The following is a 26,231-nucleotide window of genomic DNA, read 5'->3' on the forward strand; positions in this document are numbered from 1 at the left end:
TCTGGCACAACTGGTTGACCGGCGCCCCGGTCAAGCGGTCGTTGATCGCTTACGACCACTGACCAGCACACATTTTCCCATCAACGATCTAGGCGTGTCCCCGAAGCCGTTCCGGGCCCCGCCCCGGACGGGCGCCCACGCGCCCGAAGGCGGCCGGGGAACGCTCCCCGGCCGCCCTACCCTGCCCGTACCTGGTCGATCGCCTTGAGGACGCGCTTCTCCGAGACGCTGTAGGCCGTGCCCACCTCCTGGGCGAAGTAGCTGACCCGCAGCTCCTCCAGCATCCAGCGGACCTCCTCGTGCTCGGGACCGGGCGGCACCCCCGGGGCAAGGCCGTCCAGCAGCCGCTGGTAGGCCTGGCGCATCTGCTCGATCTTGGCCATGTTGACCTGGTCGCGGCGCGGGTTCTCCGGCAGCTTGGTCAGCCGCTGGTCCACCGCTTTGAGGTAGCGCGGCAGGTCGCCCAGCCGCCGGTAGCCGGTGGCGGTGACGAAGCCCGGACGGACGAGGCCGCCGAGCTGGGCCTGGATGTCCGCGAGGGACGGCAGGACCGCCAGGCTGGTGGTGCCCTTGAGCCGCTTCTCCAGCCGGTTCGCGGCCGCGAGGATCCGCTCGACCGTCCCGACGACCGCCATCACCCGCTCGACCAGGCCGACCCGCACGTGCTCGCGCAGCTTCGCGAAGGAGTCCGCGTCCCACACCGGACCGCCGAACTCGGCGACCAGCGAGTCCACCCCGCAGGCCACGCAGTCGTCGAACAGCGCGGCCACCGATCCGTGCGGACTGTTGCTGAGCACCAGCCTGCCCTGGTTGCTCAGGTGCCCCTGGATGAACTTGGCCGGCGAGGGCACGTTGAGCACGAGCAGCCGCCGGGTTCCCTCGACCATGGCGTGGCGCTGCGCGGCCTCGTTGTCGAAGATGCGCACGCCCACGCTCCCGCCCTCGTCCACCAGAGCCGGATAGCCCTTGACGACGTGCCCGGCGGCGCGGCGCTCGAAGGTGCGTTGCAGCTCCCCGAAGTCCCACGAGGTCAGGCCCGTGCGCTCGATCCCGGCCGCCTCGGCCGAGATGGCCTTGCGCAGCCGTGGCTGCAGGTGGCGGCGCAGCTCCTCCAGGTCCTTGGCCTCGGCGAGCCGGCGGCCCTTGGCGTCCACCGCGCGGAAGGTGATGCGCAGGTGGTCCGGGACCCGGTCCAGCTGCCAGTCCTCGGCCGACACCCGGGTGCCGCCCATCGCGGTGAGTTCGCGTGACAGCGCCTGGACCAGCGGCTCGGAGCCGGGGGTGAGCCGCTTCAGCACCGAGCGGGCGTGGTCGGGCACCGGTACGAAGCTGCGCCGGATGGGTTTGGGCAGCGAGCGCAGCAGCGCCGTCACGAGTTCCTCGCGCAGGCCCGGGATCTGCCAGTCGAAGCCGTCCTCCTCGACCTGGTTGAGCACCTTCAGCGGGATGTGGACGGTGACCCCGTCGGCCTCGTCACCGGGCTCGAACTGGTAGGTGAGCGGGAACCGGTGCTCGCCCTGGCTCCAGAAGTCCGGGTAGTCCTCCTCGGTGATGTCCCCCGCCGAGGCGTTGACCAGCATCGCCCGGTCGAAGTCCAGCAGGTCCGGCTGTTCCCGGCGGGTCCGCTTCCACCAGGTGTCGAAGTGCCGCGTCGAGACCACGTCGGCGCCCACGCGCTGGTCGTAGAAGTCGAAGAGGACCTCGTCGTCCACGAGGATGCCGCGCCGCCGGGCGCGGTGCTCGAGGTCCTCGACCTCCTCGAGCAGCTTCTGGTTGGCGCGGTAGAACGCGTGGTGCGTCGTCCACTCGCCCTGGACCAGGGCGTGCCGGATGAACAGCTCCCGCGCCACCGGCGGGTCGACGCGGCCGTAGTTGACCTTGCGCTGGGCGACGATCGGCACGCCGTACAGCGTCACCTTCTCGTACGCCATCACCGCGCCCTGGTTCTTCTCCCAGTGCGGCTCGCTGTAGGTGCGCTTGACCAGGTGCCCGGCGAGGTCCTCGGCCCATTCGGGTTCGATCCGGGCGTTCACCCGGGCCCACAGCCGCGAGGTCTCCACCAGTTCGGCGGACATCACCCAGCGCGGCTGCTTCTTGAACAGCGCGGAGCCGGGGAAGATCCCGAACCGGGCCCCGCGCGCGCCCACGTACTCGTGCTTCTCGGGGTCCTTGAGTCCGATGTGCGAGAGCAGCCCCGACAGCAGGGACACGTGCACGAGCCGGGGGTCGGCGGGCGTGGTGCCGGGAGTGACGCCCAGCGTGCGCGCGATCTGCTTGAGCTGGGAGTAGATGTCCTGCCACTCGCGTACCCGCAGGTAGTTCAGGAACTCGTTCTTGCACATCTTGCGGAACTGGTTGCCCGACCGCTCGCGCTGCTGCTCGCGCAGGTAGCTCCACAGGTTCAGGTAGGACAGGAAGTCCGATTCCTTCTCCGCGAACCGGGCGTGCTTCTCCGCGGCGGCCTGCTGCCGGTCCACCGGGCGTTCGCGGGGGTCCTGGATGGACAGCGCCGCGGCGATCACCATGACCTCGTGCACGCAGCCGTTCTTCTCGGCCTCCAGCACCATGCGGCCCAGGCGCGGGTCGACGGGGAGCTGGGCGAGCTTGCGGCCCAGCGGGGTGAGCCGGTTGCGCTGGTCGTCCCGGGCCTCCTCCAGGGCGCCCAGCTCGTTCAGCAGCGAGACGCCGTCCTTGATCTGGCGGTGGTCGGGCCCCTCGACGAACGGGAAGGCCGCGATGTCGCCGAGGCCGAGCGAGGACATCTGCAGGATGACCGAGGCGAGGTTGGTCCGCAGGATCTCGGGCTCGGTGAACTCGGGGCGGGACTCGAAGTCCTCCTCGGAGTACAACCGGACGCACACGCCCTCGGCGACACGGCCGCAGCGTCCCTTGCGCTGGTTGGCCGAGGCCTGCGAGACGCGTTCGATGGGCAGGCGCTGGACCTTGGTGCGGTGGCTGTACCGGGAGATGCGCGCGGTGCCGGGGTCCACGACGTATCGGATGCCGGGAACGGTCAGCGAGGTCTCGGCGACGTTGGTGGCCAGCACCACACGCCGCCGGGTGTGCGGCTGGAACACGCGGTGCTGCTCGGCCGAGGACAGCCGCGCGTACAGCGGCAGGACGTCCACCGCGTGCGGGCTGTGCTCGGGGAACCTGCGGCCCAGGTGCTTCTCGAGCGCCTCGGCGGTGTCGCGGATCTCCCGCTCCCCGCTGAGGAAGACCAGGATGTCGCCGGGCCCCTCGGCGCACAACTCGTCCACGGCGTCGCAGATGCCCTGGACCTGGTCGCGGTCGTCGGTGACGGCGTCGTCGTCCTCGCCGTCCTCCAGCACGTCCTCGGCCGCGAGCGGCCGGTAGCGCACCTCGACGGGGTAGGTGCGGCCCGAGACCTCGACGATGGGGGCGTCGTCGAAGTGCCGGGAGAAGCGCTCGGGGTCGATGGTGGCGGAGGTGATGATCACCTTGAGGTCGGGGCGGCGCGGCAGCAGCTGCTTGAGGTAGCCGAGGATGAAGTCGATGTTGAGGCTGCGCTCGTGGGCCTCGTCGATGATGAGGGTGTCGTAGCCGCGCAGCATCCGGTCCCGCTGGATCTCGGCCAGCAGGATGCCGTCGGTCATGAGCTTGACGAGGGTGTTGTCCCCGGACTCGTCGGTGAAGCGCACCTTGTAGCCGACGGCCTCGCCCAGCGGGGTCCGCAGCTCCTGGGCGATGCGCTCGGCGACGGTGCGCGCGGCCAGCCGCCGGGGCTGCGTGTGGCCGATCTGGCCCAGGACCCCGCGGCCCAGCTCCAGGCAGATCTTGGGCAGCTGGGTGGTCTTGCCCGAGCCCGTCTCCCCCGCCACGATCACGACCTGGTGGTCGCGCACGGCCGCGAGGATGTCGTCCTTCTTCTGGCTGACCGGGAGCTCGGACGGGTACCGGACCTCGGGGAAGGCCGCCCTGCGGCGCTCGACCCGGGCCTCGGCGGCGTCGACGTCGGCGGTGATCGCGGCGATGGCGGACCGCTGCTTCTCGGGGTCGCTGATCCCGCCCGCGCCGTCGATCCTGCGGCGCAGGCGGTGCCGGTCGCGCGGCATGAGCTCGGGCAGGCGGCGTCGCAGATCGGCGAGCGGGGATTTCACAGGCGGCTTTTTCATTGCAACGCCCAGGATAGGCACCGTCGCAACTGGTTTTCGCACCAGGAGAGGGCGGCGATCGGGAAGGCGGGGCGGGGCCTCCGCTCAGGCCCGTTCTCCTCCGCCGGGTTCCCCGACCGGGCCGACGGATCCGGTCGGCCCTCCCCGGTGCAGCAGGATCCCGAGCCCGCTGGCGGCCAGCAGGACGAGGCCCGCGACCAGGAGCGCCGCCGCGCCGCCGATGGCGCCCCCGGTCCAGTCCCAGATCGCCTCGGGCACCGCCAGGGTGACCCCGACGACCCCGGCGACGATGAGAACCCAGTCGCGCCGCCACCGGTGGAGCGCCAGGACCAGCAGGGCGACCGCCATGGTCAGCGCGTAGGCGAGGGTGGTGTGGCTCTCCCCGTCGAACAGGGGGATCTGCGCGCCGAGCAGCGCGGCCGAGGCCCCGATCCCGAGTCCGGTCCGCCGGTTGGGAAGCGGTCCCAGCAGCGCCAGCGCCCCCCAGGCGAGGCCGACCGCCAGCGCCCCCAGCCCGTAGGGGACCGCCTCCCCGCCGTCCGGAAGCAGGGACTCGACGACCGTCCACGTCCCCCACACGCTCAGGACCCCGCAGGTGAGCAGGCCGACCACGGTGGGCGCCGCCGCGTACCCGGCGGCGGCCAGCACCAGCCCCAGCAGCAGCGGGGCGACCAGGACGTCGGGCTCGGTGGCCACCCCCAGGGACATCGCGGCAGTGCAGGCGGTCAGCACGAACAGGGTGCCGCCGATCCTGCGCCGGGCGTCGGTGACGGCGCCGCGGCGGACCAGCCGCTCGCCCACCGCGAGGATCCCGCCGACGAGCGCCACCACGGCCACCACCAGCAGCATGCCCGCCCTCAGCAGTTGGGTGAGGTCCTCCCACGAGGCCGCGACCAGCGCCACCGCGCCGGCGAACACCAGGCCGCCGCCGACGAAGCCGACGATCTCGGTCCACCGCGCCTGCGTCCCCGAGTCCTCCGCCGCGCGCAGCGCCCCGGCGACCGCCTCGGCCTGCTCCGGCGAGATGACCCCGTCCGCGACGAGCGCGCGCAGCGCGCCGTCCCGGGCGTCGTCGGTCCTCCGGTCGTTCGCCATCTGGTGCGTCCTCTCCGTGGGGGCCTTCCATCCTCCTCCTGCCCCGGCTCCCGCCCCTGAGTCCGGATACTCAGTTCGCCGGGGATTCCCCGCGGATCCGCACGGGTGCGCGGAACGGGGCCTCGTTCTAAGCTCTACTCCTGCTCGCCCTGCCCGCGACCACACCCGGGGACCGTAGTGAAAGAGCCAGCCCGCCCCTCCGCGACCGAAGCGCCCCGCGCGCGGACCGGCCCCACGCGCGGCACGCCATGAGGGCGCGCGGACCGCGCCGGCTGGGTCGGCTGCTGCCCGACGACCCCGCCGAGGTGGGGCGCTACCGGCTCGTCGGGCGGATCGGCACCGGCGGGATGGGCACCGTGTACGCGGGCACCGCCGAGGGCGTCGAGGGCTACCTGGCGGTCAAGGTGATCCACGCCGTGCACGCGGCGAACCCGGAGTTCCGGCGGAGGTTCGCCCGCGAGGCCAGGCTGATGGTGCGGGTGGACAGCCCGTGCGTGCCCCGCTTCATCCACGCCGACGTGGAGGCCGACCGGCCGTGGCTGGTCACCGAGTTCGTCCCGGGGCCGACGCTGCGCCACCACGTCGAGCGGTACGCCCCTCTGCGCGGGGGCATGCTGCTGGGGCTGGCCGCGGGCGCGGCCGAGGCGCTGCGCGCGGTCCACGCCGCGGGCATCGTGCACCGCGACCTGAAGCCGAGCAACGTCATCCTCGCGCCGGGCGGGCCCAAGGTGCTGGACTTCGGCATCGCCCAGGCCGACGACGACCCGACGCTGCACCTGCGGCTGCGCCGGATGCGCAGGCGGGTGCGCGCGCTGGGGATCGCCAACCCGCCGAGCACGCCGATGCGTCCGGGCGGGCCGGACGCGCCCGCCGGCGGTGGGCGCAGCCTGCTGGGCACGCCAGGGTGGATCAGCCCGGAGCAGTACCGGGGGCGGCCCGTCACCGAGCGGTCCGACGTGTTCCTGTGGGGCGCCCTGGTGGCGTTCGCCGCGGCCCGGCACGACCCGTTCGGGCACGGCACGCCCAACGAGCTCGCGCACCGGGTGCTCACCGAGGAGCCGGACCTGGACGGCCTGCCCCCGGAGTTGGAGCGGCTGGTCCTGGCCGCCATGGCCAAGCGTCCTGCCGACCGCCCCACCCCGTCCGAGCTGCTGCGCGAGGTCCTGTCGCTGGCCGGTCCGCCTCCCGCGCCGGGCACGGGCGAGCGCCACCTGGTCCAGGCCCTGCTGGAGAACGAGTGGACGGGCGTGTCCGACCGGCTGCCCGGCCCCCCGCGGGGGCCTCTGCTGGGGGGTCTCCTGCGGCGAACGGGAGGCCCGGGGGAACGACGAGGCCCCGGGGTGCTGTAGGAAAAGCACCCCCGGGGCCTCGTCATCGCTCGCTGGTGCGCCATCAGGGACTTGAACCCCGAACCCGCTGATTAAGAGTCAGCTGCTCTGCCAATTGAGCTAATGGCGCCCGCCTTCGGAGGTTCGCACCCCTCCCGGCAACGAGGAAAACTCTACCCGATCCGCGGAGCGGTCAGTCCGGTGTGCTCCGCCGGGGCGGCCTCCTCGGGAGGAGGCGCGGCCTCCGCGCGCGGGCGGGGGCGGACCAGCGGGACCAGGAGCAGCGCCAGCAGCCCCAGGACCGCGCCGCTGCCGTAGTCCAGGGCGAAGGCGCCCTCCGACGGGTAGCCGGAGCCCCGGGGCGTTCCCAGGACCAGGACGGCGGCGGCGAGCTGGGCGGCGACCGCCATGGACACGTGGCGCACGATGGTGTTGACACCGTTCGCCGCGCCCAGGTGCTCGGTGGGCACGGAGTCCGCGATCAGCATCGGCAGCGCCGCGAAGGCGACTCCGCCCGCCAGACCGAGGACCGCCCCGCCGACCAGGATCGACGCCGTGTCGGCGCCGCCCACGGCGAGCACGCCCAGCCCGGCCCCGGTCCCCAGCGCGCCGACGGCCAGCGGGGGCCGCACCCCGAAGCGGGCGACCGCGCGGCCGGTCAACGGACCGGCGACCATGACGACCAGCGCCGACGGCAGCAGGAACAGCCCGGCCTGCCCCACGCCGACGCCCAGGCCCACCCCGCTCTCCTCCGGCAGCTGGACCACCTGCGGGATGAGGAAGAACGAGACCGCCTGTCCGACGGTCACCAGGCAGGCGGTCAGGTTCGCCACCCAGACGTTGCGCCGCCGCATCAGGCCCGGGTTGATCAGCGGCTCGCTGATCCGGAGCTCCACCACCACCAGCACCCCGGACACCAGGACCCCGACGCCGAGCAGCCCGAGGGTCCACGGCGAGGCCCACCCCCAGTCCTCCGCCTTGCTGATGGCGGTGAGCGGCCCGCCCAGGGCCACTCCGAGCAGGATGGCGCCCAGCCAGTCGATCCGGCCCTTCCCGTACCCCCGGTCGTCGGGGACGAGGGCCGCGATGGCGGCCAGCGCCAGCACCGTCATCACGGCGGTGGCCCAGAACAGGCCCTGGTAGCCGAAGTGCTCGGCGACGAACCCGCCGACCGGCAGCCCCAGCGCCCCGCCGAGGCCGAACATGGAGCTGATCAGCCCCATCCCGAACGCGGCGCGCTCACGCGGCAGGTGCTGCCCCAGGATCGCGTACGCCAGGGGGAAGACCCCGCCCGCTGTGCCCATGATCACCCGGCCCGCGACGACCGCCGCCAGGGACGTCCCCAGCGCCGCGACCACGGCTCCGACCCCGAACACCGCGAGCACCGCGAGCAGCACGCGCTTGCGGCCGAACAGGTCGCCCATCCGGCCCGCCAGTACGGTCAGCGCGGCGGAGGAGACGAAGAACCCGGTGACGACCCAGGCGACCTGGCCCGCGCTGCTCGCCGTGGCCGCCTGGATCTGCGGGACGACCGGCACGATCGTGGTCTGGGCGGTGGCGTAGGCGAGTCCCGCGAACACCAGCGGGGCGATGACCCGGAAGGACGAGACCCTGGAACCACCGGACAACCGCGCCACTCCGCACCAGCTTTCCTCTGACCGGTAAGTAAACGATGCTTACATCCCGCCGAAGGACGATATACGACGGCGTGTGCGCGCACGTGGGCGGCATGGTCCCGCGCCGCCGGCCGACGGCGCGGGACCCGGATCAGACCGTGAGCCCCAGGGGGCCGCGCAGGCCCGCGAGGTTGTCCCGGGTGACCGCCCAGAGCTTCTGCTGGCGCTCCGCCACGTCGTCCAGTGCGGCCCGGTGGTTGTCGAGCACGTCCTCGGCCCGCTCGGTCAGGACCGCGCCCAGCCGCGGGTCGTGGACCGACACCCCCCATTCGGGCCGTTCGATGTCGTTCAGGAAGTAGGCGAGCTTGGGGTGCGAGATCAGGCTGATGATCGGGGTCCCGCAGCCGAAGGGGATCATCCCCGCGTGGCCGCGCATGCCGATCACCAGGCGGGTCCGCTTGTAGGTGTCCCAGACCTCGGCGTTGGACATGTCGTACATCGGTTCCACCGGCAGCGAGACGCCGTGCTCGCGCCGCAGGTCGAACACGAACTTCTCGTCGGTGGAGATGTGCGCGGCGTAGCGCACCTCGGCGCGCTCGCCCAGCGCGGTGACCGCGTGGGCCATCTCACTCAGGAAGTGGCCGTAGTCGTGCCCGAAACGCAGTCCGGCGCGGTCGTACGCGCAGTTGACCAGAACGGTCTCCGCGCGCTCCTCCGGCTCCTGCCATCCGGCGACCAGCTTCCGGGCGACGGTGGTCGGACAGGGCTGGTACACCACGCGGTCGGCCAGGTCGGCCGGGAGCAGGTCGCGGACCCGCTCGATCGAACCGTGGTTGCGCAGACCGAAGAAGGCCGACTTGGCCACGAGCAGGCGCAGGCTCTCGGTGAAGCGCCGCTGGGCGTAGCTCTGCCCCTCGAACACGTTGTACCCCACGGCGAACACCGCGACGGGCACCTCGATCCGCTCCATCACCTCGTCGGGCACGTTCCACTGCCAGCAGCTGTTGCCGTTGGGCGAGGTGTCGGGGATGAACAGGCCGCCGCCCCCGATCACCAGGCCGCGGCGGGCGTTCACCTCCCGCAGGGCCGACTCGTCGAAGAGCCGGTGCGTGTGCACCGAGTGCCAGCGGCGCGGCCCGGGGTCCGCGTCGAAGGACAGCCGCACCGACTCGGGCAGCACCTTGTCGCCCGCGTTGCCCTGGTCGTCCATGTAGAACGCCACGTGCGCGAGCTGCTCGGCGGGGTCACCGGTGAAGGCTGGCGCCTCCAGCTCGGCCCTGGCGCGCCGGAGCAGGAGCCCGCTCTTGCGGTCGGTGGGGTCGGCGTCCAGCCCCGCCCGGGCGTGCGCGACGCTCCCCCGCGCGTCGCCCCTGATCCAGGCGCACTCGGCCAGCAGCCCGAAGGGCGCGGCCGCGGCCGCGTGGTCCCGGGTGGCCAGCAGCAGGTGGGCCTCCGCCTCGTCGTACCGTGACACCGCCATCAGGGCGCGCCCCATGGCCAGGTGGAACTGCGGGTCGGTCGCCCCCTCGGTGTCCCGGGCGCGCTCCAGGACGTCCACGGCCTCCGCGTAGCGGCCCGTCGAGTGCAGGGCCGTGCCCACGGCGAGCAGCGTCCGGCGGTCCGCGCCGAACCCCTCGACCAGCCTGGCGCCGTAGTGGGCCACCAGTTCGGGGTTCTTGGCCCCGGGAAGCGCGAAGAAGGCGTCGAGGAACTCCCGGCCCGACAGGTCGTACCGCCGCCACACCTCCTCCGCCCTCCCGTAGCCGACCTCGCCGCCGTTCCAGGGCTTGTGCCGCCCGGTGAAGTGCAGGACGGCCACGTCGTCGGGGACCGGGAGGTCACCCTCCAGGCGCCGCTTGACGAAGTTGAACCGGGGGTCGATCCGGACGAAGTCGCCGTCCAGCACGGCGTTGAGGACGCCCTGGTCGTGCTTGTCCAGCTCGTACCGGCCCGACCGGCCGACCTCGTCGATCCGGGCGGCGAACTCCCCGGTGAGGTACTCGCGGTTGACGACCAGCAAGCCGCTGTTGAGCCGGTTCCCGGCCCCGTTCCGGAAGAACTGCTCCACCGCGCCGAACCCGTCGCGTAGTCCCAGCAGCTCGTCCAGGTCGCCCAGCACCACCATGTCGGTGTCCAGGGCGATGACGGTGTCGTAGTCGGTGATCCGGAAGACGTCCAGGATGAAGTACGCCTTGCGTACCAGGTAGTTCCCCTCGTCGCCCTTGACGTAGTCGTCGTAGGCTCCGGGGTCGACCCGGCGCGGCACGATCCGCGGGTGCAGCCGGCGGATGGCCGAGACGGACGCGGGTCCGAGGTCGTCGTAGAGGACCACGAAGTCCAGGCAGAGCCGCGGGTTGCTCAGCGCCAGGCTGCGCAGCAGGGCGAGGAAGCCTGGCAGGTAGGCCTCGTCGACGTAGGAGGCGAAGGCGATCCGCCGCTTTCCGGGGGGCGTCGCGCCGGTGGGGGTCGTCTGGGCGCTCATCGGAGTGAAATCCTCATGTCGGTGGTCTCCCGGGCGTGCGCCAGGACCCATTCCCTCTCGTAGTCGTAGGCGTGGACGGGGGTGATCGGCAGTCCCATGGCCTCCGGCAACCGGTAGGCCCCCGTCTCGTAGAAGTCGAAGCCGATCAGGTCGATCCGCGGGTTGACGTCGAGGAAGTCCAGGAGCCGGAGCATGTTGAAGCCGGTGGTCGGGATGCTCGGGATCCCGGTGTCTCCGATCAGGGCGCCGTCGACGACCGGCCAGCGGAGCGAGTGGTCCCCGACGTACTCCTGCGCGCCCGGAACCAGCCGCCGCCGGACCGACTGCTGCCAGGTCTGCCGCAGACCGCCGAATACCAGGCGGGTCCGGACGGGCTCGGCCCAGTTGAAGTCGTGCTTGTGGATGGTGGCGTGGATGTCGGTGCGGGTCCCCGTGGCCGGCGCGTCGACGGCGTAGGAGTTGAACCGCACGACGAGGTCGTAGGAGTCGATCTCGTCGCCCATCCGGGCGCTCCGGATCCGCTCGGAGTTGGCGACCAGGCAGATCGTCCTGCCGCTCACCAGGTTCCGGAAGTCACTCACCCCGATGGCCCTGCCCCTGTCCTCCCCGGGGTCCCGCTCCGGTTCCAGCCGGTCCGAGCGCAGGTAGTCGGTGAACGCCTCCACCAGCGGCCGCGCCTCGGCCAGCCTGGCGCTTCCCGCGCAGGCGATGACGCCGACGTAGTCGTCGAGGGCCGACTTGATCTCGGCCGGGGGACGCCCCTGGCCGACCAGCCGCAGCACCGCAGCGGCCAGTCTCGGGTCGGCCTCGTCCCACCGGCCCTGCTCGTACAGGGCGAGACCCGCCGCCCACTGCTCCTCCACCGGGACGTCCGAGGCGTCCTCACCGGCGGCCCGCCCGCGCAGGATGCCGACGCACCGCTCCAGGACCTCCTCGCGCGTGCGCAGCGCTCCCACGCGCGCCCCGATCCCCTGCTCGTCGCTCTTGACGAGTCTCAGGTACTCCTGGTGCGCCCGGACCGCGCCCTCCGTGTCCCCCAGCGCCTCCATCGTCCGGGCCCGCAGCCGCCACCCGGCCCGGGAGTTGGGCTTGGCCGCCAGGACCGCCGCGCAGACGTCGAGGCTCAGGGTCTGTTCGCCGGCCCGGAGCGCCTGCTCCCCGGCCGCCAGGAGCGCGTCCAGCAGTCCGGGGTCGACCTTGGGCCACGGCTGCCGCTCCTCGTACAGCGCGCGCAGCCGCTCCGGCCCGGCCAGCGTCGTGGTGAGCCGCTCCACCAGGACCCCGGTCGCCTCGCGCAGGCGCAGCAGGGCGGGTGCCCGAGCCCCCTCGCACCTGCGGCTGTGGTCGGCGAGGTCGTGGACGCAGTTCAACAGCGCCTCCAGCGCCTCCAGGGGTTCCGGCCGGTCCGGGGCCCGCCGCCCCTCCGGTTCGGAACGGCCCGCGAACTGCTTGAGCCAGCCGGTGCGGTGCTTGAACATGATCCTCCCGAGACGAAGGGAGCGGCCGTCCTCTGCCGAGGCCCCGCTCCGGCACCGGACGGCGCCGTGGACCTCCGCATGCCGCTCCGGTCCCCGTTCCGGGGGGAGGCCCGGGCATCCCCGCGCGACCCGGCACGGGCGGGGTCACGGCGCGCGGTGAGCGGGCAGCCGGCCCCGAGGGGTTCGGCCGGGCGGGGCCCGCGACAGGCGGAGAGGGCCATTCATCCAGGGGCAGGTGACATCCGCGTGTACGGAGGCCGAAACGGACGCGAACGCCGACCGCGTCGGCGTCCCCTCGCGACCGTGAGCGGGTTCGGGTGTCCCGGGTACGAGCCCGCTCGGACGACCGCGAGGCTCCTGTGCGCCGCGGTGGAGGACGGGGCGGGCAGAGAAAAGGGCCGGCATCCGTGTGGATGCCAGCCCTCTGTTCTGTGCGCCATCAGGGACTTGAACCCCGAACCCGCTGATTAAGAGTCAGCTGCTCTGCCAATTGAGCTAATGGCGCCTGCCTCGCGGCGTGGCGGAACCGGCCACCGGCCGTTCCGACGCCGGTAACTCTAGCAGGCCGTAAGCCCTCCCGCGAACGGCGATCCCCTCTTCACCGAGCACCCGCCCAGTGGGACGGGTGCTCAGCGGTGTCCTCGGGCGAACGTGGTCACGACCACGTCAGGACCACGGCGAGGATGATGCCGATCGCCACGACCACACCGACACCCGCGAGGACGTACGGCGTGATGGGACGCTTGGGAGCCGTCTCCGGCTCGTTGTTCTCGGTGACGAAGCGCCGGAACATCTGGGTCGAGCCGGCGGGGTCCACTGACTGCTCTTCATTCTGTGACATGGGCTCGACCTTAGCGACTGCGGACGAGTGCTTCGAGCGCCGCACCCGTCCCCACGGCTGTGACGTGCGCGGACCGAACACGAACGAATCTTTCGCGGACCGGGCCGCAGATCAGCCCCAGGCGGAACGGATCAGTTCGGCGTGCGCCCGAGTGGGGCGCCCCGCCCGGCGCAGCGCCAGGGCCGCCGCGCCGAATTCGCCGGGGGCCGCCGCGAGCGGCCGCACCCCGTAGCGGCCGCTCGCGGCCTCGCGCAGCCGTTCGGCCACCGGCCCCCGCTCCAGGACCGCGCCCGCCAGCACGAGCGGGCCCTCGAGCGGATCGGCGACCACCGCCGCCAGGCTCGACAGGAGCCGCGCGGCCGCCTCGTCCACGATCGCCCGCGCGGCCTCGTCCCCCTCCTCCGCGGCGTCGCACACCTGCGGGGCCAGCCCGCCCAGTGCGGCCGGGGCGACGGCGTAGGCCGCGCCGACGAGCGCCTGCCGGTCCTCCGCGCGGACGCCGAGCGCGGCGGCCAGGCGCTCGGTGAGGGCCGTGCCCCCACCGCGCCCGTCCATGGCCGCCAAGGCGGCGCGCAACCCGGCGACCCCGATCCAGACGGCCGACCCCTCGTCCCCCAGCAGCCAGCCGTGCCCGTCGCAGCGCCGTTCGACGCGGCCCTCGCGCACGGCGGCGGCCACCGCGCCGGTCCCGGCGACGAGCACCGCGCCCGCCGGTTCGGCGGTACCGGCCGCGAACGCCACCACGATGTCGTCGCCGACGTGCGGGCTCCCCGGCAGGCCCAGGACCCGCCAGGCCCCCAGCACGGCCGCCTCGATCCGCGCGTAGCCCGCCGCGCCCGCCCCGGCCACGCCGAACACCGCTCCCACGACGCGGACCCGCCCCGCCTCCGGCAGGGACCGGCGCACCACCTCGACGAGGGAGGCCTCGGGGTCCGCGCTGGACCGCGGGTTGGCCCCGCCCGCGCGCCCGCGTCCGCGCACCCTGCCGTCCAGGGTCGCGACGAGACAGCGGGTGTGCGTCCCACCAGCGTCGACTCCGATGACGACCTGCTCTTCCTCGCTCATGCCCGCACCCTACAGACGCGCCCCGTCCGGCCACGGCGGCTTCCGACGAAGTCCGCGGAATACCGTGCGCCGCCCGGAACGGGGGAAGGGGCCGCGTACAGAACTCCGGCTTTTCGGATCCGCCGAAAACTCCCGGTTCGGCTCCGGGAAGCGGGGAAAGATCCTTCCCGTGCCCGCCCGCGGAGGGCGCGGGGCTCCCGGGGCGCGGAACCGGGGGACGCGCCGTCCCGGGACGACGCGCGAAGTATCCTTGCGTGTCCGTACGGTTCCACCACGCGACCGGGGAGAGCCCGCGCCGGCCTACGGCCGACGCGCGTGCCGGCCCCCGCGAGAGGCGTCCCGGAGGCTTCCGGGGCTTCTCCCGCCCGCGGTCCAGCGATGAAAGCGAACCGACAGCGGCCCGTAAGCCCCCTGCGCCACTGTTGAGCCGTGCGGTCGGCTTCCCCGCGGCCGCAACCGAGGAAACGTCCGGGAGACGGGTTCGTGCCACTCCCGGCCTCCGACGCTTCGGAGGCGCCCCGGACGGTCACCGGTCTCGCAGGGGTCGCCCTGCGAGGGGGACGAGTCGGTACGCGTGTGTTTCAGGGAGCCGCGCGGACTCAACACGCGCCTGGCGGAGGCGGCGGGGGGCCGTTCACCTCCGCCAGGCGCCTTCCCCTACCTCGACCGTTCGTCGAGCACGAAACGGGGGTCTCCCCGCAGGGCCCGGCGCATCCGCTCGACCGGGTCCGCGGCGCTTACGGCGGCCGCCCTCTCCACCACCGCGCGGACCGCCTCCCCCCGATGGGTCACCAACCACGCCGCAGCCGTTCTGAGCGGCAGCGGAAGCCGTTCGGTGACCTCCAGCAGGAGTGCCACCGCCCTGGGTTCGGCGGCCACCCGGGCCGCCCCGAGCAACCCGATGAGCAGCGCGGTCGCCTCCTCCTCGGTGAGCGCGTCCACCTCCAGCGCCACCGCGCCGTCCCGGGCGATCAGGTCCGCCAGCCAGAACCGGCTGGTCACGACGACCGCGCACCCCGGCGTCCCGGGCAGCAGCGGCCGGACCTGATCGGCCGAGCGGGCGTTGTCCAGCACGATGAGCGCCCGCCGGCGCGCCAGCACCGAGCGCAGCAGCGCCGCGCGCTCGTCCGTCGCGGCCGGGGCCCCCTCTCCCGCCCCGAAGGCGCGCAGGAAGAAGCCCAGCACATCGGCGGACGCCCTGGCCGTGCCGCCCGTCCCGCCCAGGTCCGCGTACAGCTGCCCGTCGGGGAATTTCGCGGCGGCGCGGTGCGCCCACCGCACCGCCAGCGCGCTGCACCCACTGCCCGGCCGCCCGCTGAGCAGGGCGCACCGGGGCCGGTCGCCGTCGGCCGAGGCGAGCGAATGGAGCGCGGCCAGTTGGCCCGCGCGGCCGGTGAAGTGCGTGATGTCGGGCGGCAGCTGGGCCGGTGCGCTCCGTCGCGGCGGCGCGGACCGCGCCAGGTCGCCCCGCAGGATGCCGTGGAAGGCGTGCTGCAGGCTCGGGGCCGGATCGATGCCCAGCCCCTCGGCCAGCACGTGCCGGGTGCGCTCGTACACCTTCAGCGCGTCGCTCTGCCGTCCGCACCGGTACAGCGCGAGCATCAGCTGCTCCACCAGCGTCTCCCGGTGCGGGAAGTAGCCGTTCAGGGCGGACAACCGGGCCACCACGCGCTCGTGCCGCCCCAGGGCGGACTCGATCCGGGCGCAGCGCTCGACCGCGGCCAGCAGCCTCTCGGTGGCCTGCGGGACGTCGACCTCGTGCAGGCTCGGCGACACCACGTCGGCCAGCACCGGCCCCCGCCACAGCCTCAGCCCCTGGTCCAGCGCCTGGGCCTCGCCCGGAAGGTCGCCGTCACGGTCCGCGTCCTCGGCGGCGCGGACCAGCACCCGGAACCGGGACAGGTCGAGCTGGTGCTCGGCCAGCTCGATACGGTACCCCTGGGGCTCGCTGATGATCGGCGACGGCCCGCCCCCTTCGCTGAGCAGGGCGCGCAGCCGCACCACGTGGACCTGGAGGGCGCCGCGATGGGCCTCGGCGTCGCCTCCGCCCCACATGCGCTCGACGAGTTCGGCGACCGGGACCGTGCTGTTGGCCCGCAGGAGCAGCGTGGCCAGCAGTGCCCTGCGCTTCTTTCCTTGAATCTGGATCGGGGTGTCGGCAACCTGAACCGTGAGTTGTCCGAGCACACCGAACAAGAGGTCCGTCAACATGGCCCCCGTAAGCTGAGCTCCCCTGCCCGTTGCCGCAGGTGACATGAGGTTCACGAGCAACTACAGGGTGCCCCCTGGCGTATCCGGCACGCAATCGGCACGCTCGCAAGCCCACACTTGTGTAACCGCCAGAATTGATCTTTGCTCCCTCGCACCTATTGACGGGAGCACCTGAAAGAAAGAAACTTTCCAACATGAACAAGGCAGCGAAGACAAGCGACAAAGAGGACCGGGCGTCGTCGGACGACCGGCCGGCCCCCAGCACGGTGCTGCGGGTCCGATCGCTACTGCCTTCACTCGCACCCGCCGAACAGCGCGTGGCGCAGCGGATCATCGACGACCCCGAGCGGGTGGCGGCCTCGTCCATCACCCAGCTCGCCAAGGACTGCGACACCTCCGAGGCCACCGTCATCCGCTTCTGCCGCACCATCGACTTCACCGGTTACCGGGAACTGCGCCTCACCCTGGCCACCGAGGTCGGCCAGGCCCGCGGAGCACGCGGCGACACCCGCGAACTGGCCAGCGACATCGACCCCGACGACACCCTCGTGACCGTTGTGCAGAAGATCGCGTTCGCCGACGCCCGCGCGGTGGAGGACACCGGATCGCAACTCGACGTCGAGGTCCTGCAGCACGTCATCGAGGCACTCGCGGGAGCGCACCGCATCGACATCTACGGCGTCGGCGCGAGCGCCTTCGTCGCCGCGGACTTCCAGCAGAAGCTGCACCGCATCGGCCTGATCTCCCACACCTGGTCCGACTCGCACGTGATGCTGACCAGCGCGGCGGTGCTCAACACCGGCGACGTGGCGGTGGGGATCTCGCACAGCGGCTCCACCGTCGACACCACCAACGCGCTCCGCCAGGCGCGCGAGCGGGGCGCCACCACCGTGGCGATCACGAACTTCCCCCGCTCCACCATCAGCGAGGTGAGCGACCACGTCCTCACCACCGCCGCCCGCGAGACCACCTTCCGCTCCGGGGCCACGGCCAGCCGCCTGGCCCAGCTGACGGTCATCGACTGCGTGTTCGTCGGACTCGCCCAGCTCCGCTACACCGACACGCGCAGCGCTCTCGAGTCCACCTACGAGGCGGTGCGCGGACTGCGCGTGGACCGCGGGGATCGGCGCAGGTCACAAGAGGGTTAGGGTGGCCTGCCGGGGAAGGCTGAGCAGGAAAGATGCGATCAGTCATGGACGGTGACCGTGCCACGGCCGCCGCTGGTAGAGGAGACGAGATGCGACCGGCACCGGTAGAGATCGTGCGCGTTCCGACCGAGAGACGCAACAGCGGTACACACGACATCGACCTGCTGCCCACCCTGGACATGCTGCGTCTGATCAACTCCGAGGACGCCACCGTGCCGCGCGCCGTCGCGGCCGCGCTGCCCGAGATCGCCAAAGCGGTCGACCTCGGCGTCGCGGCGCTGCGCGGCGGCGGCCGGGTGCACTACTTCGGAGCGGGCAGTTCGGGCCGCCTCGCCACGATGGACGCCGCCGAGCTGCCGCCGACCTACGGCATCGCCGACGACCGGGTGATCGCCCACCACGCGGGCGGCGGCGTCGCGCTCGTGCACGCGCGGGAGAGCATCGAGGACGACTTCGACAGCGGCCGCGCCGACGCCGCCACCGTGGCGGCCGGCGACCTGGTCGTCGGGCTGACCGCCAGCGGGCGCACCCCGTACGTGGCCGGAGCGCTGAACCGGGCCCGCGAGGCGGGCGCCCACAGCGTGCTGATCACCGCCGACCCGCACTCCGCGCTCGCCGCCGAGGCGGACGTGCACATCGGCGTCGCCACCGGCGCCGAGGTGATCGCGGGCTCCACCCGGATGAAGGCGGGAACCGCGCAGAAGCTCGTGCTGAACGCCTTCTCCACCGCGGTCATGGTGCGGCTCGGCTACACCTACTCCAACCTGATGGTCGGGGTGGTCGCCACCAACGCCAAGCTGCGCGGGCGCATGGTCACCATCCTGACCGAGGCCACCGGCCTGCCCGAGGACGCCTGCGCCGAGGCGCTGACCAGCGCCGACGGGGACACCCGCGTCGCCCTGGTCTGCCTGCTCACCGGGGCGGACACGCCGACCGCGGCCGACACCCTGCGCGCCGTCAAGGGCTCGGTGCGCGCGGCGCTGCGCGAACTCGGCCGGTAGGGCCCGGCCGGGGCGGTCGGGCACCGGCGCGTCCGGGACGGGGCCGCCGCTCAGGCGGCCCCGTCACCGCTGTTGGCCGCCCGCAGGCGCGCGAGCAGGGGCTTCTTGGCCTCGGTGAACTCCTCGTCGGTGAGGACGCCGTCACGGTGGAGTTCGCCGAGCTCGCGCAGTCGGCGCAGCAGCACCTCGGAGTCGCTGTCCGCCGGAGCGGCGGGGAGCTCCCGTACGGGGCCGCCCTCCGGAAGCGGCGGCGCGTAGGGGTGCCGCAGCCGGGCCGCGACGGCGGCGGCCACCAGCAGCGTCCCCCAGTTCTCCTTGTCGAAGCCCCACAGCCGAAGCGAGTACGGGTCGTGCTCGGGCAGGAGGTCCCCGCCCCCGGCCTCGCGGCGAAAGGACAGCCTGCCGTAGCCCAGGCCGGCGGCGGGCTCCCAGTCCACCCCCACCAGATCGCCCACGGTGAACTCCCGGTGACCGGCCGAGCTCTTGCTGCTCTCGGCGCCCCAGCGCCAGGCGAGGCGGATGCGGTCGCCGTCGAACTCGACGCTTCCGTCAGGGGAGGTGGCCGTCAGCGGCACGCTCGGCCCCGGCATCAGGTAGCGGTCGCTGGGGGCGGAGGGGACCTGTTCCAACGCCATGACGGTGCGCAGCTCGTCGGCGAAGTACTCGCTGACGCCGTTCCGGTCCGCCGCCACGGCGAGCCGGTAGGGGTCGGACGCCTCCGGCAGCCGTCCCGCCGCGACCTGGGTGAGCGGGTCCGCTCCCGGGCGCAGCCGAAGCCGCAGCCGACCGCCCCTGCGTCCGGGCTCGTGGGCGACGCCCGCCAGCGCCTGGACGGGCACCTCGATCTCGCCCAGCGCCCTGCGCAGCCCGCCGACCCGCCTGCCGGTCCCCGGCACGATCCGCACCACGTCACCATCGAGCGACCACGTGCCGTCGCTTCCGAACACCTCAGCCATAGCGCGATTCTAGGGCGTTTCGCCCGGACCGCTCCAAGATCCGCCCGCGAGGGTCACCCCCCGTCGGCCAGCGCGTCGTCCACGCTCGTCTCGTAGGGGCCGAGGAAGGTCGGGGACGGGCGCAGCACGACGTCGAAGACCGCCTTGAACGCGGCCGGGACCTCGCGCACGTGCCCGTACAGCATGGCCGGGGCCCTCTCGTCCCACGCCGGGTCGCCCACCCCGACCGCGTCCAGCCCGGCCGCCCGGCACAGCGCCACGGCCCGGGGCAGGTGGAAGGTCTGGGTGATGACGGTGGCCGCCTCCACGCCGAAGACCTCCCTGGCCCGCACGCACGACTCCCAGGTGCTGAACCCCGCGTAGTCGCCCGCGATCTTGGAGTCCGGCACGCCCGCGCCGACGAGGTAGTCGCGCATCGCGTCGGTCTCGTTGTAGTGCTCCACGCTGTTGTCGCCGGTGACCAGCACCGCTTCGACCCGTCCCTCGCGGTACAGCTCCGCGGCGAGGTCCAGGCGGCGTGCCAGCAGCCGGGTGGGCTCCCCGTCGGGGGTGACCCCGGCGCCAAGAACCATCGCCACCGGCCGCTCGGGCACGTCGGCGGCCTCGTACCGGTGGTCCCCGGACGAGGCGTGCAGCCAGGCGACCGGCCCGAACCCCGCCACCGCCACCAGGCACGCGGTGAGGCCCGCCCCGTACCACCGGCGCCGGACCGCCCCCGCCCTCTCCCGGCCCCGCTCTTCTCGATCGTCCTCAGGCATCGTCACACCCTGTCCGACGAGTCGGCCGAGCGTAATGTTCCGGTGGTTCCCCCGTCGATCTTGACCTTTCCGGGGTCTCAACCGCTTCCGAGACCCCGGAAAGGTCAAGATCAGCGGAGAGACTAGCGGCCGCCGAAGAGGCGGCCGAGGAGACCGCCCGGTTCCGCGGCGGCGGGGGCGGCGGGCGCCTCCGGCTCGGCGGGGGCGTCCGCCTCCGCGTCCGCGCCGGTGAAGGCGCGCAGCGCGGTGCGCTCCTCGGGCAGGCCCCAGGCGCGCAGGACCTCGGTGAGCCCGCCCTCCTGCCACTCCTGCTCCCCGATGTCCGCGATGGCGGTCAGCACGTCGCGCCGGTCCTGGTCGTAGCCGTCGAAGTCGCCGTCCTTCGCGGGGGCGCGGTCCAGGACGCGGGGGCCGAAGGCGAGTTCCAGGGCGTCCGCGGCGACCGCGCCGTGGCCGCCGGCCCCGGTGTAGGCGAAGACGCGCGGCAGCCGGTGGATCTTGGCGCGCTGGACCTCTTCGTCGTCGACCGCGCCCAGCGCCAGCATCCCCAGGTGCGCCGGTTCCATCCCACCGGACTGCGGCAGGCACACCCCGAACTGGTCCTCCCAGTAGGCGGCGTTGAGGAGACGGGCGATCGCCTGCTCGGGGGCCGCCGAACCGTGGATCTGGCCCAGCGCGAGGGCCGCGGCGAACGACAGGTCCTCGTCGGAGTCGACGAGCAACTGGCCGAGCTGCACGGTCACGGTGACGTCGGCCGGGTCGGCGAGCATCCCGACCGCCCACATCTCCGCGGGCAGCGGGCGCAGGTCGGTGTCCGCTGCGAGCGGGTCGCCCGCGCTGAGGATGGCCGGCACGATCTCGTCCGCGTCCTCGGGGAACCAGGCCAGGATGTAGCTGGCCCACTCGGCCACCGCGTCCCCGCCGCGGTTCGACTTGCCCTCCAGCAGGCCCAGCAGGACGGGAAGCCGCTCCCGGACCGCGTCGTGGACGGCGAGCTCGGCGGCCAGGACGGCCGCCCCGCCGTCGTGCGACAGCGCTCGGAGCCGGCCGCTCATCCGGCGGTGCCGCTGCTCGTCGGGGGCCTCGGCCAGCCACCCCTCGTACTGCTCGCGCAGCGTCCCGGCGTCGGCTCCGACCGCCCACGCGACCTCGTCGCGCCACAGCGCGGAGTCCCGCCGGACGGGCAGGTGGTCGGCCATGGCCGGCACCGCGAGCTCCTGCACCAGGTTCAGCACGTTGTGCCGGCCGCGCAGCCCCTCCTGGGCGACCATGCGCATCAGGAACTCGACCACCGCGGGGGCCGCGACATAGCCCGGGCCGGGGAAGGCGAGGATCCCGTGCAGTTCGACGAGGGCCTCCTCCTGCCGCTCGCCGCTCACCCCGCGCAGCAGGTCGGGGATCCGCCCGCCGTGTTCGGGGACGAGCGCGTCCCAGTCGACGCCGTCCAGGTCGTGCAGCGGGTCAGATCCGTGGTTACCATCCATGCCCGTGATTATGTCGCGTTCCCGATGCGCTCGACCGCCTCGGGCGCGGCCCCGCCCGTCACGGCCGGGGCGGGCTGGCGCACGGCGTCGTACAGGGCCTTGGCGTTCGCGCCGACCTCGCGGGCGTAGCCGTAGACGGTGGAGCGGGTGCGGCCGCCCAGGCTCGGGTCCCCCACCCCGACCGCGTCCATCCCCGCGGCACGCGCCAGGGCGACCGCGCGCGGGAGGTGGAAGTTCTGGGTGACGATGACGGCGGCGTCCACGCGGTAGACGTCGCGGGCCCGGGCGCAGGTGTCCCAGGTCCGGTAGCCGGCGGGGTCCGCGACGACCGCCTCCTTCGGTACCCCGCGCGCGACCAGGTAGTCCGTCATCGCGTCGGTCTCGAAGCGCGAGCACTCCCGGTTGTCACCGGAGACCAGGACCACGCCGACCTTGCCGCCGAGCAGCAGTTCGGCGGCGATGTCCAGGCGTCGGGCCAGCAGCGGCGACGGCCCGCTCTCCCACGCCGCCGCGCCCAGCACGATCGCCACCGGGCGCGGCGGCGCCTGCGCGACGGTGTAGCGGTACCGGAGGCTCGCCAGAGCGGCCCACGCGGTCGGCACCGCCGCCAGCGCCGCTCCCGCTCCCAACACGGCCAGCGCCGTTCGCACCGATCGCCTCACCGAGCCACCCCTTCGCACCGTGCCGTCCGGACCGCTCCGAGCCTAGGGCGTACCGGGGACGGGCCCGGGCCGCATTCCCGGAAATCCCCGTCGGCGGCAAGGGGCCGTCCCCGCCGCCGACCGCGGACGGCCCCTGCCGCGGGCCCCTCTACAGGGCCTCCGGACGCGCCGCCGCGTCGAACCCGGCGGCCAGGTCGGGCCGCTGACAGACTTGGAAGACCCGCAGCAGGTAGTCCGACGCCTGCTCGACGACCCGTTTGCGGGCCTCGTCGTCCAGGTCGTCCAGGAGTTCCGAGCAGAGCCTGGCGATCCGCTCCGCCTCCCGGTCGACCCGCGTCCCGGCCTGCGGAGCCGACACGGCCGCGACGATCCCGTCCAGCGCCTGGCCCGCCTGCGGGAGCTGGCCGACCTTGTCGAGGTTGCGGGCGAGCCACCACAGGCGGGCGAGCGCCGGGTCGCCGAACACGTCCCGGCGCAGCGCCAGGAGCCCGCGCATCTCCCGCGCGTGGGCGAGGTCGGCCTGCCTCTCGTCGAGCACGAGCCTCGCCTGCTCGCGCGCCCTGGCCAGTTCGTCGTCGCCCACGGTGATGGTGGACACCCCCCACGGCCGCCGCGCGGAGGGCACCGGGGGCAGGGCGAGGAGGCGCTCGTTGACCTCCAGTTGGGCGTTGCCCGCGTCGGTGGGGGCGTAGCGCCGCGTGACCTCCTCCGCCGCGTCGCGGGCCGCACGCGCCAGCGCGTTCCCGACCTCCTTCCTGGTCCGCTCCTCCACGGGGCAGCGGAACCAGAGCTCGAACTCGGCCTGGAACCGCAGCCCCCCGACGGAGCTGTCGAGCATCGCGGTGAACTGGTACCTGTACTCGTACTCAACAGGCCGCTCCGGCCTGACCGGCTCCGCCTCGACCGGTTCGGAGTGGAGGAGCCACTCCAGGAAACGCTGCCACAACCCCACCGGGGCCTCCCTGTCCGTCATCGGCCTGCTCCGTTCCACGACGACACCGCGCGCAGCGGGTCGGCGTCCTCCAGGGACGCGGCGATCCGCTCCACCGGCCCGCTCACCGGCGCCGCGGCCTCCCGCCACAGCGCGACCAGCCGGGCGAGCTCCCTGTAGCGGGGGAAGTTCCCGGCCACGACCCGGCCGAAGACGTCCGCGACCACGCGGGGATCGGCGTCCCCGGCGGCGACCGCCGACAGCCAGGCGCCCACCGCGGGGCGGCCCGCCCCCGGCCCCGCGTCGAGCACGGCCTCCCACGCCCGCGCCGTCAGCAGCGCCCCCGCGTCCTCCGCCAGCGCCGGCCCCCCGTCGCGGAGCATCCCCGCCAGGGCCTCGACCGCCACCTCCCGGCGTCCGCGCTCCTTCTTGTCCCGCTCCCACCCCAGCAGCTCGGCCATGACCACCGGGCCGAGCCCGTCGGCCTCGGCGAGGTCCCCGAGCGCCGCGAGCACCGCGCTGCGGATCTTCGGGTCGGCCGCGTCCGCGAGCCACTTCAACCGGGTCAGCGCCGTGTTCGGGTGGACCCGGCCGTAGTTCGCGCACACCTCGGCCACGACCAGCCCCCTGATCGTGCCCCGCGGCTCCTTCGCCATCGTGTAGAGGCGCCTGCGGACCGCCCCGCCGAGTTCGAGGTGCACCGCCCCCGTGCTCCCCATCTCGACCACGACCCGCCGCGCCGACGCCGTCCCGGACCACGCGGTCAGGACGTCGACGAGCCAGTCGGGCCGGCCGTTGCGTTCAGCCATCCCCGTCCACCGGGCCCCGACCGCGCGGAGCCACCGCTCGGGGACCGCCCCGGCCTCCCCGGACGAGGCCAGCCGCCTGCTCCACTCCAGCAGGCCCATCACGGCCACGGGGTACTGCTCCCACAGGTAGTCCAGCACCGCGTCGGCGTACCCGGCCCGGGTGAAGCGGACGCGCCCCCGCTCGTCGCCCCGCGCCCCGACCCGCGCGAGGAGCCGGTCCCGGCCCGGGCCCGACAGCCGGGTGGGGTACGCGGGCGGCACCCCCAGGAGATCCGCGATCCGCTCGGCCTCCCCCAGCACCACGGACGCGTCCTCGCCCTCGAACATCGCGACGGCCGTGAGGAGGACGCGGTCGTACAGCAGCACGCCGGCGTCCGCCTCGCCCGCCGCCCCCGTGAACAGGGAGGCGATCTCGCCGCGCCAGTTCCGGAAGGCGCCGAGCGCGTCGCCGATCCAGGCCGCGAGGACGTCGCCGTCGAGGAAGCCCTCCGGACGCGACCGCGCGGCGATCCGGGCCAGGCGCGCCGCCTCGGCCGGTGCGGCGCCGGACAACGCGCCGCGCACGTCCGCGTCGGCGAGCCACCGCTCGGCGGCCGGTCCGGGACAGTGCTCCCCCAGGTGCCGGGAGAAGACCTCGGGCGCTGGCGGCGGCACGACGTCGAGGACGGGAAGACCCGCGTCGCCGTCGCCCCTCAGCCCCACGCGGGTGACGACCAGCACCGCCGCCCCGCGCTCGGCCGCGCCGACCGCGTAGCCCCGGATCTCCCGGACCATGCGCTCGCTCAGCCGCTCGACCTCCGACAGGTCCAGCAGGTAGGCGTGGCCGGGGGCACTGGGCAGCCCGGCCGCGTTCCACTCCTCACCGGTGTCGACGGTGATCGAGCGGGGGACCAACCCCAGCTCCAGCGCGCAGCAGACCGCCGCCGTCCACCGTCCTCCGCCGACGCGCCCCGTCACGAACCCGAGGCCGCCGCGGCGCACCTCGCCGGTGAACGCCCCGAACCCCCGCGGTGCGACGAACACCGCGCGCAGCCGCTCCAGCTCGGCGGGGTCCCACCGCGCGGCGGCGACGACCTCCTGGCGCAGCAGGGCGCCGCCGATCTGGATGACGACGTCGCCCTCGACGCTCCCGGTCTGGACGCTGTTCCCGACGTCGCCCCCGATGGTGTTCGCCGCTCTCGGGAGGACCTCCTCGGCGGCCTCCGGCTCCTCGTGGCCGTCCGCGCCGCTCACCGGTCGCCACCGCCGAAGCGCACCCCTCCGTTGATGGTGTGCCCCTGCACGGCGTTGCCCACGTTCCCGCTGATGTTGTTGCGGTTCCCGGCCCCCGGCCCGCGCTCGCGGTCCCGCTCGGGCGGGTGCGGCGCCGGCGCGGGCTCGGAGGCGCCGTCGACCGGGGCCGGGACGGCGGTCGCGGCCCCTCTGCCGGCCAGCCGCGTCGACCGCTGCGGGATGTGGAGGTAGCCCTCGGCCTTGAACTCCTTGGCGGGGATGTCCACCTGGACGCCCTGGAAGCGGCTCGCGGGTATCCCGGTGAACCCGCCCAGGACCGCGTCCTCGTAGACCCTGCGCGAGACGATGGCGGCGAGCAGCGTGACGTTCGGGTCTGACCGGTCCAGTTCCTCCCGGACCGGCGGGGAGTCCAGCAGCCGGTGGGTGTGGTTCATCGCCTCGCCGATCCCGTCGAACGGCTCCTCGCTCCCGCTGTCCGGCAGCGGGCCGACGTCGATGCTCGCGCGCAGGCGCAGCCGCAGGTCCCGGTCCCGCGCCGCGAGCTGCGGCTGCACGTCGTTCAGGGTCCGCTGCAGGTTCTCCAGGACCGGGTGGATGAGGAAGGGCAGGTTCTCGGGGAGCACGCCGATCACGTAGCCGTCCCCGCTGCGCTGGGGGAAGCGCGACTGCTCCCAGATCGGCAGCAGACCGCTGCGGCGGAACGCCTCCTCCAGGATCTCCGGCACGGCGGCGCTGACGAGCTGCTGGTGGCGGGCCGCGTTGCGGCTGTACCTCTCGATGTCCACCGCGAGCACCGCGCGGTAGGGCGGCAGGGCGACACTGCCGCCGGAGTCCTCGCGGTCGAACTTCAGCAGAGCGCTCATCGGTCTCCTCGCGATCGTCGGAGCGGGGGGGGGGGGGCCGGCCCGGCCCCCCCCCCCAACCCCCCCCCCCCCCCCCGGGTGACAAAAAACCCCCCACAATGGCCGAGTTGGTGTGGGACACACCCCGGGGGGGT

18 protein-coding genes and 2 tRNA genes are annotated in these 26,231 nt (G+C 73.7%); 3 read left to right on the forward strand and 17 right to left on the reverse strand.

The window, feature by feature from the left end; all coding sequences use genetic code 11:
- Positions 1–176: 176 nt before the first annotated feature.
- Both hrpA and EV190_RS22850 read right to left on the reverse strand, forming a co-directional pair.
- The gene (gene hrpA / locus EV190_RS22845; protein WP_133743680.1) at positions 177–4,136 is read right to left on the reverse strand and encodes an ATP-dependent RNA helicase HrpA; all 3,960 of its coding nucleotides are present in this window, start codon (positions 4,134–4,136) and stop codon (positions 177–179) included.
- An 84-nt stretch (positions 4,137–4,220) separates the two neighbouring features.
- On the reverse strand, positions 4,221–5,231 hold the full coding sequence (locus tag EV190_RS22850) for a DUF2157 domain-containing protein (protein WP_133743681.1): 1,011 nt from the start codon (positions 5,229–5,231) through the stop codon (positions 4,221–4,223).
- Between the two features lie 248 nt (positions 5,232–5,479).
- Between EV190_RS22850 and EV190_RS22855 the strand changes: the two genes are divergently transcribed.
- Complete coding sequence (locus EV190_RS22855) at positions 5,480–6,580, forward strand: serine/threonine-protein kinase (protein ID WP_133743682.1); 1,101 nt, start codon at positions 5,480–5,482, stop codon at positions 6,578–6,580.
- A 33-nt stretch (positions 6,581–6,613) separates the two neighbouring features.
- Here EV190_RS22855 and EV190_RS22860 read toward each other — a convergent pair.
- From EV190_RS22860 to EV190_RS22895, 8 genes are all read right to left on the reverse strand, one after another.
- A tRNA-Lys gene (locus EV190_RS22860) sits at positions 6,614–6,689 on the reverse strand.
- Between the two features lie 43 nt (positions 6,690–6,732).
- The gene (locus EV190_RS22865) at positions 6,733–8,196 is read right to left on the reverse strand and encodes an MFS transporter (protein WP_133743683.1); all 1,464 of its coding nucleotides are present in this window, start codon (positions 8,194–8,196) and stop codon (positions 6,733–6,735) included.
- Between the two features lie 130 nt (positions 8,197–8,326).
- The gene (locus tag EV190_RS22870) at positions 8,327–10,657 is read right to left on the reverse strand and encodes a glycosyltransferase (protein ID WP_133743684.1); all 2,331 of its coding nucleotides are present in this window, start codon (positions 10,655–10,657) and stop codon (positions 8,327–8,329) included.
- The gene (locus EV190_RS22875; RefSeq protein ID WP_133743685.1) at positions 10,654–12,135 is read right to left on the reverse strand and encodes a glycosyltransferase family 29 protein; all 1,482 of its coding nucleotides are present in this window, start codon (positions 12,133–12,135) and stop codon (positions 10,654–10,656) included. The genes EV190_RS22870 and EV190_RS22875 overlap by 4 nt, the downstream gene beginning before the upstream one ends.
- 432 nt (positions 12,136–12,567) lie before the next feature.
- A tRNA-Lys gene (locus EV190_RS22880) sits at positions 12,568–12,640 on the reverse strand.
- A 150-nt stretch (positions 12,641–12,790) separates the two neighbouring features.
- Positions 12,791–12,976, reverse strand: a complete 186-nt coding sequence (locus EV190_RS22885; protein WP_133743686.1) for a hypothetical protein — start codon at positions 12,974–12,976, stop codon at positions 12,791–12,793.
- 111 nt (positions 12,977–13,087) lie between these two features.
- Positions 13,088–14,041, reverse strand: a complete 954-nt coding sequence (locus tag EV190_RS22890) for an N-acetylglucosamine kinase (RefSeq protein ID WP_133743687.1) — start codon at positions 14,039–14,041, stop codon at positions 13,088–13,090.
- 657 nt (positions 14,042–14,698) lie between these two features.
- Complete coding sequence (locus tag EV190_RS22895) at positions 14,699–16,228, reverse strand: AfsR/SARP family transcriptional regulator (RefSeq protein WP_243742742.1); 1,530 nt, start codon at positions 16,226–16,228, stop codon at positions 14,699–14,701.
- A 218-nt stretch (positions 16,229–16,446) separates the two neighbouring features.
- Here EV190_RS22895 and EV190_RS22900 point away from each other — a divergent pair, with 218 nt between their 5' ends.
- Positions 16,447–17,400 carry a MurR/RpiR family transcriptional regulator gene (locus EV190_RS22900; protein ID WP_133743689.1) on the forward strand — a complete coding sequence of 318 codons (954 nt, stop codon included), beginning with the start codon at positions 16,447–16,449 and terminating at the stop codon, positions 17,398–17,400.
- 89 nt (positions 17,401–17,489) lie between these two features.
- A complete protein-coding gene (gene murQ, locus EV190_RS22905; protein WP_133743690.1) occupies positions 17,490–18,401 on the forward strand; it encodes an N-acetylmuramic acid 6-phosphate etherase in 912 nt (303 codons plus the stop codon).
- 50 nt (positions 18,402–18,451) lie between these two features.
- Here the strand turns inward: murQ and EV190_RS22910 are convergent, their stop codons facing one another.
- From EV190_RS22910 to EV190_RS22940, 7 genes are all read right to left on the reverse strand, one after another.
- Positions 18,452–19,357, reverse strand: coding sequence for a DUF4429 domain-containing protein (locus EV190_RS22910; protein ID WP_133743691.1), 906 nt, complete (start codon positions 19,355–19,357; stop codon positions 18,452–18,454).
- A 53-nt stretch (positions 19,358–19,410) separates the two neighbouring features.
- Complete coding sequence (locus EV190_RS22915; protein WP_133743692.1) at positions 19,411–20,115, reverse strand: SanA/YdcF family protein; 705 nt, start codon at positions 20,113–20,115, stop codon at positions 19,411–19,413.
- A gap of 122 nt (positions 20,116–20,237) precedes the next feature.
- The gene (locus tag EV190_RS22920) at positions 20,238–21,599 is read right to left on the reverse strand and encodes a hypothetical protein (RefSeq protein ID WP_133743693.1); all 1,362 of its coding nucleotides are present in this window, start codon (positions 21,597–21,599) and stop codon (positions 20,238–20,240) included.
- Between the two features lie 8 nt (positions 21,600–21,607).
- Complete coding sequence (locus EV190_RS22925) at positions 21,608–22,261, reverse strand: SanA/YdcF family protein (protein ID WP_243742743.1); 654 nt, start codon at positions 22,259–22,261, stop codon at positions 21,608–21,610.
- Positions 22,262–22,409: 148 nt separating this feature from the next.
- Complete coding sequence (locus EV190_RS22930) at positions 22,410–23,234, reverse strand: hypothetical protein (protein ID WP_133743694.1); 825 nt, start codon at positions 23,232–23,234, stop codon at positions 22,410–22,412.
- Positions 23,231–25,234 carry a hypothetical protein gene (locus EV190_RS22935; protein WP_133743695.1) on the reverse strand — a complete coding sequence of 668 codons (2,004 nt, stop codon included), beginning with the start codon at positions 25,232–25,234 and terminating at the stop codon, positions 23,231–23,233. Before EV190_RS22935 ends, EV190_RS22930 begins: the two co-directional genes overlap by 4 nt.
- Entirely contained in the window at positions 25,231–26,097 is an 867-nt protein-coding gene (locus EV190_RS22940) for a hypothetical protein (RefSeq protein ID WP_133743696.1), read from the reverse strand. Before EV190_RS22940 ends, EV190_RS22935 begins: the two co-directional genes overlap by 4 nt.
- Positions 26,098–26,231: the final 134 nt, after the last annotated feature.

The organism is Actinorugispora endophytica, assembly GCF_004363075.1.
GTDB classification, from domain to species: Bacteria; Actinomycetota; Actinomycetes; order Streptosporangiales; family Streptosporangiaceae; genus Actinorugispora; species Actinorugispora endophytica.

Excerpts from the sequence above, each read along its gene's own strand:
- hrpA (WP_133743680.1), bottom strand. The coding sequence starts at position 4,136 with ATGAAAAAGCCGCCTGTGAAATCCCCGCTCGCCGATCTGCGACGCCGC.
- EV190_RS22920 (WP_133743693.1), bottom strand. The coding sequence starts at position 21,599 with ATGGATGGTAACCACGGATCTGACCCGCTGCACGACCTGGACGGCGTC.
- EV190_RS22850 (WP_133743681.1), bottom strand. The coding sequence starts at position 5,231 with ATGGCGAACGACCGGAGGACCGACGACGCCCGGGACGGCGCGCTGCGC.
- EV190_RS22900 (WP_133743689.1), top strand. The coding sequence starts at position 16,447 with ATGAACAAGGCAGCGAAGACAAGCGACAAAGAGGACCGGGCGTCGTCG.
- EV190_RS22910 (WP_133743691.1), bottom strand. The coding sequence starts at position 19,357 with ATGGCTGAGGTGTTCGGAAGCGACGGCACGTGGTCGCTCGATGGTGAC.
- EV190_RS22890 (WP_133743687.1), bottom strand. The coding sequence starts at position 14,041 with ATGAGCGAGGAAGAGCAGGTCGTCATCGGAGTCGACGCTGGTGGGACG.
- EV190_RS22885 (WP_133743686.1), bottom strand. The coding sequence starts at position 12,976 with ATGTCACAGAATGAAGAGCAGTCAGTGGACCCCGCCGGCTCGACCCAG.
- EV190_RS22940 (WP_133743696.1), bottom strand. The coding sequence starts at position 26,097 with ATGAGCGCTCTGCTGAAGTTCGACCGCGAGGACTCCGGCGGCAGTGTC.
- EV190_RS22875 (WP_133743685.1), bottom strand. The coding sequence starts at position 12,135 with ATGTTCAAGCACCGCACCGGCTGGCTCAAGCAGTTCGCGGGCCGTTCC.
- EV190_RS22915 (WP_133743692.1), bottom strand. The coding sequence starts at position 20,115 with ATGCCTGAGGACGATCGAGAAGAGCGGGGCCGGGAGAGGGCGGGGGCG.
- EV190_RS22855 (WP_133743682.1), top strand. The coding sequence starts at position 5,480 with ATGAGGGCGCGCGGACCGCGCCGGCTGGGTCGGCTGCTGCCCGACGAC.
- EV190_RS22870 (WP_133743684.1), bottom strand. The coding sequence starts at position 10,657 with ATGAGCGCCCAGACGACCCCCACCGGCGCGACGCCCCCCGGAAAGCGG.
- murQ (WP_133743690.1), top strand. The coding sequence starts at position 17,490 with ATGCGACCGGCACCGGTAGAGATCGTGCGCGTTCCGACCGAGAGACGC.
- EV190_RS22930 (WP_133743694.1), bottom strand. The coding sequence starts at position 23,234 with ATGACGGACAGGGAGGCCCCGGTGGGGTTGTGGCAGCGTTTCCTGGAG.